Source organism: Flagellimonas rhodophyticola (assembly GCF_049332665.1).
In the GTDB taxonomy this organism is placed as follows: Bacteria; Bacteroidota; Bacteroidia; order Flavobacteriales; family Flavobacteriaceae; genus Flagellimonas.
The window spans coordinates 784,167-799,297 of sequence record NZ_CP186326.1 but is presented as its reverse complement, the minus strand read 5'-3'; the positions used below and the strand labels follow the sequence as shown (position 1 = coordinate 799,297).

General features: G+C 37.7%; 17 protein-coding genes. 6 read left to right on the top strand and 11 right to left on the bottom strand.

Annotated elements, in window-relative coordinates; genetic code table 11:
- Window positions 1–30: 30 nt before the first annotated feature.
- Window positions 31–288 (bottom strand): hypothetical protein, encoded by a 258-nt coding sequence (locus tag ACOKFG_RS03630; protein WP_298793034.1) that lies wholly within the window; start codon window positions 286–288, stop codon window positions 31–33.
- Between the two features lie 269 nt (window positions 289–557).
- Here ACOKFG_RS03630 and brnQ point away from each other — a divergent pair, with 269 nt between their 5' ends.
- Window positions 558–1,829 (top strand): branched-chain amino acid transport system II carrier protein, encoded by a 1,272-nt coding sequence (brnQ, locus tag ACOKFG_RS03625; protein ID WP_298793032.1) that lies wholly within the window; start codon window positions 558–560, stop codon window positions 1,827–1,829.
- 3 nt (window positions 1,830–1,832) lie between these two features.
- Here the strand turns inward: brnQ and ACOKFG_RS03620 are convergent, their stop codons facing one another.
- The 7 genes from ACOKFG_RS03620 to ACOKFG_RS03590 all read right to left on the bottom strand — a co-directional run bounded on the left by ACOKFG_RS03620 (window position 1,833) and on the right by ACOKFG_RS03590 (window position 7,281).
- Complete coding sequence (locus ACOKFG_RS03620; protein ID WP_298793030.1) at window positions 1,833–3,320, bottom strand: hypothetical protein; 1,488 nt, start codon at window positions 3,318–3,320, stop codon at window positions 1,833–1,835.
- A gap of 299 nt (window positions 3,321–3,619) precedes the next feature.
- Window positions 3,620–3,991 carry a nuclear transport factor 2 family protein gene (locus ACOKFG_RS03615; protein ID WP_298793028.1) on the bottom strand — a complete coding sequence of 124 codons (372 nt, stop codon included), beginning with the start codon at window positions 3,989–3,991 and terminating at the stop codon, window positions 3,620–3,622.
- Window positions 3,992–4,000: 9 nt separating this feature from the next.
- Entirely contained in the window at window positions 4,001–4,744 is a 744-nt protein-coding gene (locus ACOKFG_RS03610) for an SDR family oxidoreductase (protein ID WP_298793026.1), read from the bottom strand.
- Window positions 4,741–4,944: a tautomerase family protein gene (locus ACOKFG_RS03605; RefSeq protein WP_298793024.1), complete on the bottom strand. Its 204-nt coding sequence runs from the start codon at window positions 4,942–4,944 to the stop codon at window positions 4,741–4,743. Before ACOKFG_RS03605 ends, ACOKFG_RS03610 begins: the two co-directional genes overlap by 4 nt.
- 105 nt (window positions 4,945–5,049) lie before the next feature.
- Window positions 5,050–5,610, bottom strand: a complete 561-nt coding sequence (locus tag ACOKFG_RS03600) for a Crp/Fnr family transcriptional regulator (protein WP_298793022.1) — start codon at window positions 5,608–5,610, stop codon at window positions 5,050–5,052.
- Entirely contained in the window at window positions 5,610–6,902 is a 1,293-nt protein-coding gene (locus ACOKFG_RS03595; protein ID WP_298793020.1) for an aminopeptidase P family protein, read from the bottom strand. Before ACOKFG_RS03595 ends, ACOKFG_RS03600 begins: the two co-directional genes overlap by 1 nt.
- A 97-nt stretch (window positions 6,903–6,999) precedes the next feature.
- Entirely contained in the window at window positions 7,000–7,281 is a 282-nt protein-coding gene (locus ACOKFG_RS03590; RefSeq protein WP_298793019.1) for a hypothetical protein, read from the bottom strand.
- 177 nt (window positions 7,282–7,458) lie between these two features.
- Between ACOKFG_RS03590 and ACOKFG_RS03585 the strand changes: the two genes are divergently transcribed.
- The 4 genes from ACOKFG_RS03585 to ACOKFG_RS03570 all read left to right on the top strand — a co-directional run bounded on the left by ACOKFG_RS03585 (window position 7,459) and on the right by ACOKFG_RS03570 (window position 11,774).
- Window positions 7,459–10,302 (top strand): glycosyl hydrolase, encoded by a 2,844-nt coding sequence (locus ACOKFG_RS03585; protein WP_422861866.1) that lies wholly within the window; start codon window positions 7,459–7,461, stop codon window positions 10,300–10,302.
- Window positions 10,303–10,692 (top strand): DUF2721 domain-containing protein, encoded by a 390-nt coding sequence (locus ACOKFG_RS03580; protein WP_298793015.1) that lies wholly within the window; start codon window positions 10,303–10,305, stop codon window positions 10,690–10,692. It abuts the gene before it with no gap.
- Between the two features lie 79 nt (window positions 10,693–10,771).
- Window positions 10,772–11,233: a hypothetical protein gene (locus ACOKFG_RS03575; protein ID WP_422861865.1), complete on the top strand. Its 462-nt coding sequence runs from the start codon at window positions 10,772–10,774 to the stop codon at window positions 11,231–11,233.
- A gap of 115 nt (window positions 11,234–11,348) precedes the next feature.
- Entirely contained in the window at window positions 11,349–11,774 is a 426-nt protein-coding gene (locus tag ACOKFG_RS03570; protein ID WP_422861864.1) for a hypothetical protein, read from the top strand.
- A gap of 16 nt (window positions 11,775–11,790) precedes the next feature.
- Here ACOKFG_RS03570 and ACOKFG_RS03565 read toward each other — a convergent pair whose 3' ends face one another.
- From ACOKFG_RS03565 to ACOKFG_RS03555, 3 genes are read right to left on the bottom strand one after another with little or no spacing between them, the layout of a single operon-like run.
- The gene (locus tag ACOKFG_RS03565; protein WP_422861863.1) at window positions 11,791–12,375 is read right to left on the bottom strand and encodes a 3-keto-disaccharide hydrolase; all 585 of its coding nucleotides are present in this window, start codon (window positions 12,373–12,375) and stop codon (window positions 11,791–11,793) included.
- Window positions 12,372–13,352 (bottom strand): M14 family metallopeptidase, encoded by a 981-nt coding sequence (locus ACOKFG_RS03560; protein ID WP_299486915.1) that lies wholly within the window; start codon window positions 13,350–13,352, stop codon window positions 12,372–12,374. The genes ACOKFG_RS03565 and ACOKFG_RS03560 overlap by 4 nt, the downstream gene beginning before the upstream one ends.
- The gene (locus tag ACOKFG_RS03555) at window positions 13,330–14,220 is read right to left on the bottom strand and encodes a RimK family alpha-L-glutamate ligase (RefSeq protein WP_298793005.1); all 891 of its coding nucleotides are present in this window, start codon (window positions 14,218–14,220) and stop codon (window positions 13,330–13,332) included. The genes ACOKFG_RS03560 and ACOKFG_RS03555 overlap by 23 nt, the downstream gene beginning before the upstream one ends.
- Window positions 14,221–14,462: 242 nt before the next feature.
- On the opposite strand from ACOKFG_RS03555, the gene ACOKFG_RS03550 reads away from it, so the two are divergent.
- Window positions 14,463–15,131 carry a succinate dehydrogenase cytochrome b subunit gene (locus ACOKFG_RS03550; RefSeq protein ID WP_298793003.1) on the top strand — a complete coding sequence of 223 codons (669 nt, stop codon included), beginning with the start codon at window positions 14,463–14,465 and terminating at the stop codon, window positions 15,129–15,131.

Here is a 15,131-nt window from a genome sequence, read left to right as displayed (position 1 = left end):
GCTTGAATATTTTAGAGAATCACAAACAGACTAGGCTACATGTTGAACATGTCTGCTCTGTCTTTTGCGGTACATATCTTCTAATGTGCTGTTAATATCTTGCATCTGTGGTGTCAAAGCGGAAAGTTTTCCACTTACATCAGTGGTAACTTGTTTTTGACAATGAAGACATTTGTATTCTTTAATGTGTTTTGTAACTTTTTTGGACACTACATAATGGTGTCCGAATAAGTTGCAGAAAATGGAAGATAGTTTGTTGCCATGGGAGATAGTAGTGGATGATTTCATAAGTCGGTGTTGTTTGGGTGGAGCATTGGTACGATTTGGGGATCGAAAATGCCTAATTTTCTGTAATTCTATTTTATATTCTTAATATTTATATTAGACCTTCTATTTTAGCAACGGATGTTGATAACTTTTTATTTCAAAAACTTTTGTCGAAAGCTCATTTTTCGATGAAATGCACAATAATCGTTAAAAAGTTGTTTTCACTCGTTGTAATACGCGAATGGAATATAGTATTTAGATTTATCTTATCAAAAATTTATTAACAGTTTATGAGTAAAAAAACTATCGCCGTAACCGCCTTCGCACTTTTTTCATTATTCTTTGGCGCAGGAAACCTTATTCTTCCACCACAGTTAGGTTTTAAATCAGGTGATTTATGGTGGCTGGTAGCTTTTGGGTTTTGTCTTTCGGCTGTTTTAATTCCCATTTTGGGAATTTTGGCGCATGCCAAACTTCAGGGAACCATGTTTGATTTTGCGAAAAAAGTATCTCCAACATTTAGTTTGGTTTATTGCTATATGGTTTATGCTATTTCCATTGCATTACCATCACCACGAACGGCTTCAGTAACACATGAAATGGCTATCCAACCGATTGGGGATTCTTCATATCTGTTAACAAGTATCATTTACTTTGTACTAGTCTATGTTTTTGTTGTAAACCGTTCCAAGATTTTAGATGTGATTGGCAAGTTCCTTACGCCAGGTATTCTAATTGTACTCCTATTAATAATAGGAGCTACCATTTTTAATATGGAATTCAACTTTGGGACCATACAATTCGAGAGTGCATTTACACATGGCATCCTGGAAGGTTATCAAACTTTTGATGCCATTGGTGCCGTTGTTGTAGGTGGCGTTATTATTATTTCAATAAATCTGAAGGACACATCGGCTTCTTATGAAACCAAAAAAAGTCTGATTCGAAAGGCAGGCTGGTTGGCCGGACTCGGATTATTCCTTGTTTATGCAGGTCTTATATTTACCGGTGCTTTGTTCCATAATTCTTTTGATGTCGATATCTCACGCACTTCACTTTTGAGTGGAATCAGCATAAAAACATTGGGGAACACCGCTAATTTAGGATTGAGTATTTTGGTAAGCTTGGCTTGTTTTACCACGGCGGTGGGTATCATAACAGGAACTGCAGATTTCATTAAAGGTCGTTTCAATAACTCCCAATTGGCTTATCGAATAACCGCGGTCATTGGTTGTGTTCTGGGTGTATTAATGGGGCAATTTAATGTTGGCTATATTATTGCCGTGGCCATTCCGGCACTTATGTTTATCTATCCTATTACCATTGTTTTGATTTTGTTGAATGTTGTCCCAAACGCATATGCATCCCCAAAAATCTTTAAATGGGTCATTGGAACCACAATATTTTTTAGTATCCCTGATTTCATAGGCAGCATTGGTCATGGAGATGCAATTGCCTCTTTTGCTTCTTGGATTCCCTTAAGGGAGTACCATATGGGGTGGGTATTACCAGCTTTGGTGGTTTTTGTATTAGGAAACATTAATTCAAGTCAGAAGAAGTAGATTTTAGTATCCCTCTTTTCCATCAAGACCGGTGACTCGATAAGAACTCAAATACCAGTCGTTTTCAAGATAAACCAAAATGTAATCGCCAGAAAAACTCTCTCCTCCATCTTCACCAGGAGTGACTAAATCCTTAAAGTCATCTTTGATTCTGATAATATCATATTCCCCATTTCCATTTAAGTCTAGTTCGGTTATACTTAAAGTACCAGGATAGTCTGCGTCTCCATAGGAAATAGACTCCAAGTTTAGCACAACTTTGGAAATGTCAATCGCTTTTAAAGCGTTAGGAGAAATATACGTAACAAAATCAATATTGCCTGGGACTTCAGCTTTGTAAACAATCGGCACAAGAGCTTCATCCAGATGGCCGACAGCATGTTGACGGGGGTAAAAAGTGAAAAAACTATTCCCTTCAATAGCATCTATTTCAACTAGTTGACTTTTATCTTTTTTGATCAAAAGCAAAGAAATTGGTCCACTGAGCTTATAAGAATAAATGGGTGTGTTAAATTTTGAAGCCCAATGTTCGGGTTTGTGAAATCCATTCCCAATAGCGTCGATATCCACTTCCGACAGTTTTGCAAAATGAAATATTTCCTTCTTACTGGTAAGAAAAGATTGCTTTTCTAATACTATTTTGGGCAAAAGATGGCCTATCATTCCCTCTGAAATAAAAGCAGGCTGTGTGTTTTTAGGCAGATTCCATTTTGTTGGGAACCATGGTCTCTTGATTGAAGTCGCTTTTTTAAGCAAAAAATCTTCTATAAAATCATTATTGGGTAAGGTAGATTCTTTCAGAGAACTATTAGTGATTTTTTGTCCATTTAAAAATTGACTTGTCGCATCCTTATTTTCCAACTCACCGCATCCGCTTGAAAGGTAAGCTTCGTTGTATTCCCGATACTGTTTTTTGAACGCATCATCGTCTGGGTTAAAATCCAGTTTACTTTTGGCGGCTTTCAGGTTTTTCAATAAGTCTGCGCAACGCAAGTTCGCGCCATAAGAACTATCGTCATCGGTAACAATAATGAACACTTTCGGATTTCCTTCAAGATGTTTTACCGTAAATGGTAATCCGATATCGGGATAGCGGTTTGTATTATCTGAATCGGGGTATAAATTGAAATCATCACTATCAAAACTTGTTTGCACAGTTTTTCCTTTGGTAGTTTTAATCAAAGCTTCATATCGTATCACAGGTTCTTGATTATACATATCACCTGTTTCATTTTTCTCAATAACAATTCCTTCTCCAAATTGGCCATGGTCATAGATCAGCTTGTTCGCGAAATCTGAACCAAATATGAATACTAGTAATGTGATTAAAAGCAACATCGAGGACCCTTTAGTTAGTGCCTTCTTCTTAAAATTTGAAAGTTCCTTTAATTTAGTCGCAAATCGCATCAACAGCATTAGCATTACCGCGACCATAAGAAATACAAAACGATTATTCGACAAAAAGTAAACCAATTCTATTAGGAAGTCCATAGCGTAAATTAGGAATGTTATTGTATCGCCCCGATTTATTGATTCATAAATCAAAATTGTTCTAGGACACCCAAATTACGGGTATTCCGTTTCAGCCATTGAGACAAAATTGGTGAATATGCTATATAGATTTACGGTATGCTTTTTTCAATTAACAAGGAAAGGAGGTTTTTTGCTAAGTCCTGTAATGTCCCTTCTTCTTTTTGGTATAATGATAAATGGAAAAAGTATGCAAAACCGAAAGCGGCTTGCTAATACGCAAACCGCTTTGAACATAATCTAAAATAATAAGTCAAGCCTTAATTCACATTCGTGAAAATTTTATTTACAATGATCCATTTATCATTTATTTTGGCCATGGACAGATAATCATAATAGTTGTACCCAGAGAAAGGCACATGAACTTTTGCCATGGCAACCTTCCCTAAAACATCCAGCCCAATTATCCTCATTTTGAATTCCTCGTCCAATTCTTTCGGGCTTTTTCTACTTTTAACCCCTTCAATATATTCATCTTTGCTTTTTAGATAATCTTCGCCATTAATATCTCCGTAAAGGTAAAGGTCATCATGAAAGCTCTTTTTTAGTTTATCAGCTTCTCCGTTGAAAATCCCTTGAAAGTAATCAGTAATAAGCTGCTCTATTTCTCTTCTATTTTCTTTGTACATCATCTTATGTGTTTAAATTGAATGTCCTACTGTATGTCCTCCAGCTATGTTTATGGTCTCGCCGGTTACAAAATCTGCCGTAGTCAGATAGTAGGCCGCTTCGGCAACCTCTTTGGCCTCTCCAATCCTACCCAACAAATGAAGCCCGGATAAACTATCTGCATCTTCCACACCCATTTTACCTTGTAATGGGCTTCTAATTATACCGGGAGCAATGGTGTTCACTTTAATATTGTCCTTTCCAAATTCAGCGGCCAACTGTCGGGTTAAAGCATGAATGGCCCCCTTACTGGTAAGTGGTGCAGTTGCAGGAAATCCGCCAATGGCATGATCAACCAAAACGGTTCCGATGTTGATAATGGAGCCTTCCTGCTGTTTTATCATTTGTGGAACTACCGCCTGGGATGTAAAGTAAGTTCCCAAAAGGTTAATTTTCCAAAAATGGTCAAGGTCATTCTCAGTGACTTCTAAAAAAGGTTTTGGCGAAAAAATTCCTGCATTGTTAATCAACACATCAATTCTTCCAAACTTTTCAAGAGCCAAGGCTGCCAATTGAATTCCGGTTTCATTTTTACTAACATCACCAGCAAAATAGATTGCATTTGAGGGAGAGCCCAAAGCTTCAAATGCGGCTTTAAGATTCGCTTCATTTGAAGAGTTCATAACCAAATTACACCCTTTATCTAAAAAGTATTTGGCCGTTTCTTTACCAATTCCTGTTGAGGCACCAGTAATTATTACTGTTAGGTTTTTCATTTTGTTGTTCTTTTTGTTCCTGTGTATTGTTTCCCATTATATCCCCAATTTCCCATGGGTACTTCGTCAATGACGATATGTATGGTTTGTGGATTCTTGTTTAGAACATCCACAAGCAATTGAGTTACTCCTTCTATCAATTGTCCTTTCTGCTGTGTTGTCACCTGTTCATCGGTAACTTTAATGTTTACGTATGGCATATTTTAATTTTTAATTACCATACAAAGTTCAAACACTTCAGTAAGGATATGAAGGAGGTAAGTCACAGATTCTGCGTGACATATGTCACAAAAACCAATTCGATTTTAGGAGGACAGTCGGCTTAATGTTTCTCGAGAAACGCCAAGATAGGCAGCAATCAATTTTTTTGGGACTCGTTGAAAAAGTTGAGGATATTCTTCTAAAAGAAGATTATAACGTTCTTTAGCCGAGTTTTTTAGAAGGGATAAAATTCTTTTTTGAAGCGCTATTCTGCCATATTTGCTCTTTTTGGCCCAAAACCGTTCCATTTTATGCATTTGGGCCGTCAACTTCTCCCGATTTTCATAAGAGATGAACAAAAGTTCACAATCTTCAATACAATCTATTGCAATTTTTGACGACGTTTTCTTAATGAAAGATTCATAATCAGTAATCCACCAATTCTCCATTCCAAATTGAAGGATATGTTCCTTTCCGTCATCATCAAAGAAGCAACTTTTTAAACACCCCTTGATTACCCAATATTCTTTGTTCACAAAATCACCTTCTTGAACTATGTATTGGTGTTTGCGTTTCCTAATTGGTTCGAAATGACTTAAGACAACATCAAATTCCTCATCGGTAAGTTGAATCAATTCTTGAATATGTTGTCTTAAAGGGTGCATTATGAATTCATCAATTCCTCAATCTCTTCAGCTTCGATTGGAATATTCCTCATTAAATTAAACGGTTCACCTTTTTCTTGTATGACGACATCGTCTTCCAAACGTATGCCCATGCCTTCATTGGGAATATAAATTCCAGGTTCCACAGTGAAAACCATATTTGGTTTCATTGGGGTTTTTAGCTCACCATAATCGTGTGTGTCCAAACCAATATGATGACTCGTCCCATGCATGAAGTATTTTTTGTATGCGGGCCAATCGGGGTTTTCACTTTGCACATCGGCCTTATCCAATAAACCAAGTCCCAATAATTCCGAAGTCATGATGTGTCCCACTTCTTTGTGGTATTCAGCCCAAATCACCCCTGGCACCAACATTTTGGTTGCCTCATTTTTAACTCGAAGAACCGCATTGTATACCGCTTTTTGTCTATCCGTGAAACGTCCATTGGCGGGAATGGTTCTGGTCATATCGCTGGCGTAATTGGCATATTCCGCGGCCAAATCCATAAGAATCAAATCCCCATCCTTTAGTTGTTGGTTGTTTTCAATATAGTGCAGCACATTGGCATTGTTGCCAGCAGCAATAATGGGGGTATAAGCAAAACCTTTAGATCGATTCCGTACAAATTCATGCAAGAACTCAGCTTCCATTTCATATTCCCAGACACCTGGTTTTGTGAATCCCAATATTCTTCGAAATCCCTTCTCGGTAATATTGCAAGCTTGTTGCATCAAGGCTATTTCCTCTGGTTCTTTTATTCCTCGGATTTGTTGAAGGATGGGATTGCTTTTTGACCATTGATGGGCAGGATAATCCTTTTTGCACTTTTCTATAAACCGATCTTCGCGGGTCTGAGTCTGTACTGCCTGACGATAATGCTCGTTGGTATTGAAATATATAGTTTCTGCTTCCGTCATTAAATCAAAAAACACCTTGTCAAAATCTGTCAACCAATATATCGTTTCAATGCCAGAAACTTGTGTTCCCTGTTCTTTGGTAAGCTTTGCCCCTTCCCAAACCGCAATATGTTCGTTGGTCTCACGAACAAATAAAATCTCGCGGTGCTTTTTATCTAGGGCATCGGGAAAAAGCAACAAAATGGTCTCTTCTTGATCTGCCCCGCTCAAATAAAAAATATCTCGATGCTGTTCAAAGGCCATCGTACTATCTGCACTGATTGGATAAATATCATTGGAATTAAACACCGCAATACTTTTAGGCTTCATTTGTGCCATGAATTTTTTACGGTTTTTGATGAAAAGCTGTTGGTCAATTTGATAATACTTCATTGAGATAAACTATTTGTTTCAAATGTAAAAATTTGATTATCGGCCACAAACAAAAAAAGGAGCCATTATGGCTCCTTTATACTTTGTATAAACCCAACTACTTGGACATTGCTCCTTTTATAGCACCCACTATGGCCATAATAACTCCGCCGCCAACTCCACCACCGGCAATGCTTCCAATAATTCCGGATACATCCATTCCGCCATCAGTGCCTAGACCGAGCATACCCAAAAGATATCCTCCCAATCCTCCACCAAGTATTCCGGAAATGGAATTTCCAAGCGTTCCAAGATTCAGTTTTGGCAATAATTTTGCAGCTAGATTACCTCCAAGGGCACCCGAAACAAGTTGAATAATCAACGGTAAATACTCTTCCATATTTATAGTTTAAATGGTTAATTCTAAAAAAATAAGCATTTTTTTATGAATGTGGTAAAATTTATCTTAACAAATCTGGATTATGTCAATCATTTTAATTGAACTATTCGGTTTTATCAGTTTGTCCTAACCACTAGTTATTCATACCTTGACAAAGAGAATTTAACCCATATTTCCATGAATAAATTTTTGTTTTTCTGCTTCGTTTTAGTTGTCCAAAACACAATTGCTCAACAAGTCGCAACCTCCGCGGACCAGGTGATGAAAGCCTTGGACCAAAAATCCAAAATGGCCCAAACTTCTTTGGTGAAAAACATTCCAATAAAAAATATCGGTCCTTCTGTTATGAGTGGTCGTGTGGTGGATTTAGAAGTAAATCCCAATGACCCAACCGAGTTTTATGTTGCCTATGCTTCAGGTGGGTTGTGGCATACAACTTCCAATGGAATTTCTTTTAATCCGATTTTAGACAATTCGAACACACAAAATATTGGAGACATTGCCGTAGACTGGAATGCAAAAACCATCTGGGTTGGAACAGGCGAAAACAATTCGTCTCGTTCTTCATATGCCGGTATCGGTATTTTAAAATCTTCGGACAATGGAAAGACATGGACAAACCTGGGTTTGTCCGATTCACACCATATTGGTAGAATATTGATCAATCCAGATAATCCCGATGATATTGTTGTTGGGGTTACTGGTCATTTGTACTCTCCAAATCAAGAAAGGGGCGTCTATAAAACCATGGATGGAGGTAACACCTGGACACAAACTTTACATGTGAATGATGCTGCGGGAATTATTGATGTTGCTCATTCACCCAAAAATTTTAATATCCAATATGCAGCTGCGTGGGAAAAAGACAGAAAGGCTTGGAATTTTTCAGGCAATGGTGCTTCTTCCGGCATCTATAAAAGTGTTGATGGAGGAGCAAGTTGGACTTTGGTCACTTCAGAAGAAAGCGGTTTTCCTGCTGGAGAAGGTGTAGGCCGAATAGGGTTGGCTGTATTTGATGATAACACCGTTTATGCGGTTCATGATAATCAGTTTAGACGGGATAAAAAGTCTGAAACGAAAAAGGACGGTCTTTCCAAGGAAGATTTTAAATCTATGAGCAATGCCGCTTTCCTTTCTCTGGAGGATAAAAAATTGAATGACTACCTTAAAACCAATGGATTCCAGGAAAAGTACCGCGCTGAAAACGTAAAACAGATGGTAAGAAGTGGTTCCGTTAAACCCGTTGACCTCGCCAAATATTTGGACAATGCAAATTCCCTTTTGTTTGACACTCCGGTAATTGGGGCGGAAGTATATCGTAGCGATAACGCTGGTTCCTCATGGAAAAAAATGAACGAGAACTATATCGATGATCTTTTCTATAGCTATGGATATTATTTTGCCCAAATTCGGGTAGACCCCAATAACAAAGACCACATTTACTTGGCAGGAGTGCCTTTAATTAAATCGGAAGATGGTGGAAATACCTTTACTTCCATAGGAAAAGAAAATGTGCATGCAGACCATCATGCACTTTGGATAAATCCAAACAAGTCAGGTCATTTAATCAATGGAAATGATGGTGGGGTGAATATTTCTTACGACGATGGAGATAATTGGATGAAGAATAATTCCCCAACTGTCGGCCAGTTTTACGCAATCAATATAGATCATGAAGAGCCCTATAATGTATATGGTGGCCTTCAAGACAATGGTGTTTGGAAAGGGGCTCATAATAGCGAGGAAAATCGGCATTGGCATCAAACAGGAAAAAATCCTTGGAAGATGATTATGGGTGGAGATGGTATGCAAGTGCAAATCGATAGCAGAAATTCTAATATTGTTTATACTGGGTTTCAGTTTGGTAATTACTATCGATTGAATCTTGAGGATGGAAGTCAAAAGTACATCCAGCCTAAACATGAATTAGGTGAATCTCCATATAGATTCAATTGGCAGACGCCAATATTGCTATCCCAACATAATCAGGATATTTTGTATTTAGGAGGCAACAAATTACATCGCTCTTTAAACCAAGGCGATGATTGGGAGGCAATTTCCGATGATTTGACCCAAGGTGGTAAAAAAGGAAATGTAGCCTACGGAACCATAACCACAATATCAGAATCCACATTTAAATTTGGTTTGATTTATACGGGAAGTGACGACGGATTGGTACAGGTTTCAAAAAATGCAGGGGGCAGTTGGGAGAAAATTTCTGATTCGTTTCCAAAAGATTTATGGGTAAGTGAAGTAGTCGCTTCAAAGCATAAAAAGGAAAGGATTTATGTGACCCTGAATGGTTATCGCTGGGACGATTTTACTCCTTATATATATGTAAGTGAAGATTATGGAAAAAGTTGGAAGAATATCTCTGGTAATATTCCAACCTCTCCGGTAAACGCTCTTGTAGAAGATGTTGAAAATGAAAATCTGCTGTTTGTAGGGACAGACAATGGTTTGTATGTTAGTTTTAATCGAGGTGAATCTTGGGAACTGTTTCAAAATGGGATCCCCAATGTCGCTATACATGATTTGGTCATTCAGCCTGAGGCAAAACACCTGTTGGTCGGCACCCATGGAAGAAGTATTTATAAAGCCGATATAGCCGCACTTCAACAAATAAAAGCGGATGTGACTTCGAAGGATTTGGTTGTTTTCGATGTAGAAAATATCAAACATTCCAAAAATTGGGGTAACGCATGGAGTTCATGGGCCAAACCGACTACACCTGGTTTGGATGTCACTTTCTATTGTTCCGAAACCGGAGCCTGCACCACCAAGGTGACAACTTTAGATGGAACTGTAGTAAGTGCTACAGAAATGGAGACCGATAAAGGATTGAATATATTGTCTTATGATCTTGCCTTTTCCAAAAAGGGAAAAAGTAATTTCCTCAAAAAGAATAAGATGAAATTGGAGGTTGCGAAAAATGGAAAAACCTATTTGCCCCAAGGAAATTACATGATTGAGATTACTGCAAACGGCGCTACTGAAAAAATTGAATTTAAAATAGAATAAATGCAATTATCACTTAGTATTCCTGCGCTTTTATTTCCGGCCATTTCATTGACCATGTTGGCTTACAATGCGCGCTATTTGGCCATTGCTGCCCTAATTCGACAATTGCACAAACAATATTTGGAAGATGCTACCTCTCCAGTAAAAAAACAAATAGAGCAATTACAAAAAAGACTTGGCATTATTAAAAATATGCAAGCCGCTGCAATCATAAGTTTTTTATTTGCTGTAATTACCATGTTTCTCATCTATGTGGAACAAAATATTTGGGCCAACATCATTTTTGGGGCAAGTCTTATCGTTTTGATCATCTCATTACTTTTATCACTTTTAGAAGTGCAATTGTCCACCAAGGCTTTGGGCATTCAGTTAAAGCATATGGAGAAATAACTTTAAACACCTTTAAGCAACCGATTGGGAATTTGGCATCTTCATCAAAGTGGCCTGAATAAATGAAACTCTCATTTCCATGAAAAAGTATTTGGCACTTAGTTTGGCATTTTTGTTAAGTGTATCCTGCAGTAAAGATGAAGAACAAGCATATGACTCCCTAATAGGCTCTTGGACCATTTCTGAAATAAAATCCATATATCCAGAGTCGCCTGCAAATGGTATTTCCTCAAATGAGGTTGTTGAAGAGACCGGCATTCTGGGAACTTTTGTTTTCAATAAAAGAACCGTGAATTTTGATTTTGTTAGAAATGACACCGTATATCAGGGAAATGCTACTTGGAATCTTGATCTTGAAAAAGTCCGATCTGGCTTCACTAGGGAAAACTCTTTTACACTGGACGTAGACGGATTTTTCCTTTTTGATGCTTTTTTTGGTGATGGAACTAGAAATTCTGAAAAAAACGCCGAATCCCTCTTTTTGATACAGACTGTGGACAATGATTTTACCCCAATCTTTGAAATGACACTAAAAAAATAAGTTTTGTAGTACAAAAATTCGGGAACTTTACTTTCGCCTGCAAGCTTTTCCTTGCAAGAAAAAATCAAGATTATTAATATATTTACCATTGCTGTCTGAAATACAGTCCCCTATTATGAAGCGTGTTACGGATATAGATTTATTTAAAAAAATACGGGAGATAAGAGAATTTGAATTCGGGAAATTCTACTTTTTTGACAATCTGGTCATTTCTGAGATGAAAGAAGGCGTCACCCTAAACTGGAATATGGCAAAAAAAGCTATTGACGCAGCATACGAGGTCATAGGAAAAGACAAACCTATTGCGTATATCTCAAATCGCATCAATAAGTATTATGTAGTACCTTCTGATTGGGCCAAGTTCTATAAACACCGCCATCAACTTAGTTTTTATTCTGTTGTCGGTAACACAAAAGGCAGTTTTGCTAGTCTTGTCTTGGAGCGCATGTTCTTTCAAAACTCCATTAAACAGTTTTCAGATTTGGAAGAAGCCGTTGCTTGGAGCCTTGCCAAAATTGAAAAGCAAAAGGAATTGGTTTAGGTAAACTATTGTTTTCCTATTTCTCTTTAAGCTTAATATTCCTGAATTTTATGGTTCCATTGCCCATTGCCTGAAGTCCAATATGACCTTCCAACAAAGTATCTTTTTCCATACTCGAAGTAAGTATGTTGTTCACAAAAACTTTAATGCTTCCTTCTTGTGTAACTGCCTTATAGGTGTTCCAAACATTTAAAGTTTCCACGATTTCATAAGGTTCTACTTTGGTTGTTATGGATCCCGTCCTAAAATTCTGATTTGGGTGTAAATCCCAAATATTGAGTTCATGACAACCAGTGGCAGACATTTCTGGTATAGCACACTGCACAAACACCCCAGAATTAATGGTGCTGTCAGGTTTAAATTCCAAACTTAATTCAAAATTTCGGTATTTATCATGGGTAATCACAAAACCCGTAGTACTGTCAGCTACTCCGATTAGTTCATTATTCTCAAAATTCCATTTTGAGTTTCCATCAATGAACCATGCGGTGCTATTTTCCTCAAAAAGCGTTACTGATTCATTCTCTTTGGATTTGCATCCAAGATAAAATCCAAGGGAAGCAGCAAAAAGCACTCCCGAAACAAATATTGATTTTTTCACTGGTTTGATTTAGTTTTTAAACTTCCAATATGGAACAGTGCGTCTCCTTGATTGACCACTGCTTGATTATTTATGCAAAACACATATCCTTCAAAGGGTGCCTTTATCTTTTTGTTTTTTTTGGCAAAGGTGTCGGTTACCAACCCTAATGTTTGCCCTTTAGCAACTTGCTCTCCATTCTTAACCTCAGGAACAAACATGCCAGCCCTCGGAGCTCGAATCCATCGAGTTCTGCTTAAGTGTACTGATGGTTTTTGCCTTGAAACCTTTTTCTTGGAAAGCATTCCCAATTCGGTGAGCACATTTTGGATACCTGTAATTCCTGTTTGTATGGAATCTTCATCGAACCTCATACTTTCTCCAGCCTCATAAACAATAGTCGGGATTCCCATTTTAAAAGTGGTTTTTCTAAAAGAACCATTAATCTGTCGTGAAGCAAAATAGAAAGGTGCGTTAAAAATTTCAGCCAATTCTTTACTCTTAATGTCTTCTGCGGAATATCTAATCTGCGGAAAATTGTGTCGTTGACTTCCACCTGTATGCAAATCAATACCAAAATCTACCTGTGGTAAAATTTCGGAGGTGTAGGTGTGTGCCATTCTGCTTGCTAGTGAACCCGTTCTTGTTCCAGGAAAACTTCGGTTGACATCCTTCCCATCTGGAACATCGCGTGAGAAATGAATAAAGCCAAAAATATTCAAGATTGGAACGACGATAACAGCTCCATTTTTAATGTTGAACACATTCTCTTGCAGCATTCGTCTTAATGTTTCAACACCGTTGATCTCATCACCATGCAATCCAGCCTGAACCAAAACTGTAGGACCAGCCTTTTTTCCATTAAAAACATGTACAGGAATGTCAATAAGTGTCCCGGTGGGCAATCTTGAAATACTCATACGAACCAAGCCATTTTGCCCTGGGGTAATGACTTCGCCATTTATGGTTATCGACTTATTTTCTGCTTCTGCGACCATTTTTTTCCACAAATTGAATAATATGCTTGGCTACATTTATACCGGTAGCACCCTCAATACCTTGCAGTCCGGGTGATGCGTTTACTTCAATCAAAACTGGACCTTTTTTTGAACGCATCAAATCCACCCCAGCTACACCCAGTCCCAAATACTTAGTAGCGTTTAGTGCTATAAACTGTTCTTTGGCTGTAGGTTTGATTGCTTGTGTATCTGCTCCCCTGTGAACATTGGACCTAAAATCATCTATGTCGCTGATGCGTTTCATGCTTGCTACGACTTTATTTCCCACAACAATTATTCGGATGTCTTCACCGTTCGCCTCTTCAATATACTTTTGAAGTAAAATACTGGTGTCCATTTTATAAAAGGTGTCAATAATCGATTTAGCGGATTTTTTGGTTTCCGCCAAAATGACTCCGCTGCCATGAGTACCCTCCTGTAACTTAATAATTACTGGGGGGCCTCCCAATAATTCAATCTGCTCACCAATGTTATTTGGATTAATGGAAAAAAGTGTCTCTGGAATTGGAATTCCTTTCCGAGCCATAATCTGTAAAGTGCGAACTTTATTTCTAGCTCGGGTAATTCCAAGAGACCTAGCTGTGCTAAATATATTGTTCATTTCAAATTGCTTTACAATGGCTGCTCCATGCCTGGTCACCTTAGCTCCAATTCTTGGGATAATTGCATCGAACTCGTCGGTCACATTTTCTTCTCCCAAATAAATTTGGGGTTTCCCTTCACCTAATTTGACAGAGCATTTGGTATGATCTATCAATTCTACATAATGACCTGCATTTTGTGCCTCCTCAACAATGCGCCGAGTAGAATGCACATTTAAACTAACCGATAAAATTGCAATGTCCATGCCTAACAAGGTCAAGTTAAATATTAAGCAGTAATATCGGATAAAATTTGCAGATTTGACCTTACCATAGAAATTTTAAAAGATAACATTTGCCAATATACCTATTAACAAAAATCTTTTGATGAAATTAGTCTTATACATATTAGGCCTGCTTAAAATCAGTCTAAATAACCCGCTTTAAAATATTCAAAGCTTGTTAATAACTCTCCTGTGCCGTAAATTTGTAGGTAAAACCAGCACTAATGAGTGGATTGATAAAATCTTCGATTGCCCGGAAAGTAGTGATGGCACTTTCGGGTCTTTTTTTGGTTGTTTTTCTTACACAACATTTTGTCATCAACATCACCTCGGTAATTGACCCAGAAACCTTTAACTCTTGGTCCCATTTTATGGGATATAACCCGTTGATACAATATATTATGCAGCCAATTCTGATAGCTGGCGTTATTGTTCATTTTGTTATGGGTTTTGTGTTGGAAATTCAGAACAAAAGCGCACGAGGAGTCAACTATGTAAAATATAAAGGTAGTGCCAACGCTCCTTGGGTGTCAAGAAATATGATTTATTCCGGATTGGTGGTACTTGCTTTTTTAGTGCTGCATTTCTATGATTTTTGGGTGCACGAAATGGCTTATAAATACGTAGAGGTTCTTCCTGAAAACCCAACGCGATACCATGAAGAAACAGTAGTTAAGTTTGCTCCTTTCTGGAGAACCATTCTCTACGTTTTATCATTTGGTTTGTTAAGCCTTCATCTATGGCATGGCTTTTCATCTTCGTTCCAAAGTATGGGAGTGAACAATAAATATACTCCTGCAATAAAAACATTTACAAAAATCTTTTCAGTGATCATTCCTTTAGGTTTTGCCTTTATTGCATTGTATCACCACCTTAACCCAATAACACATTAA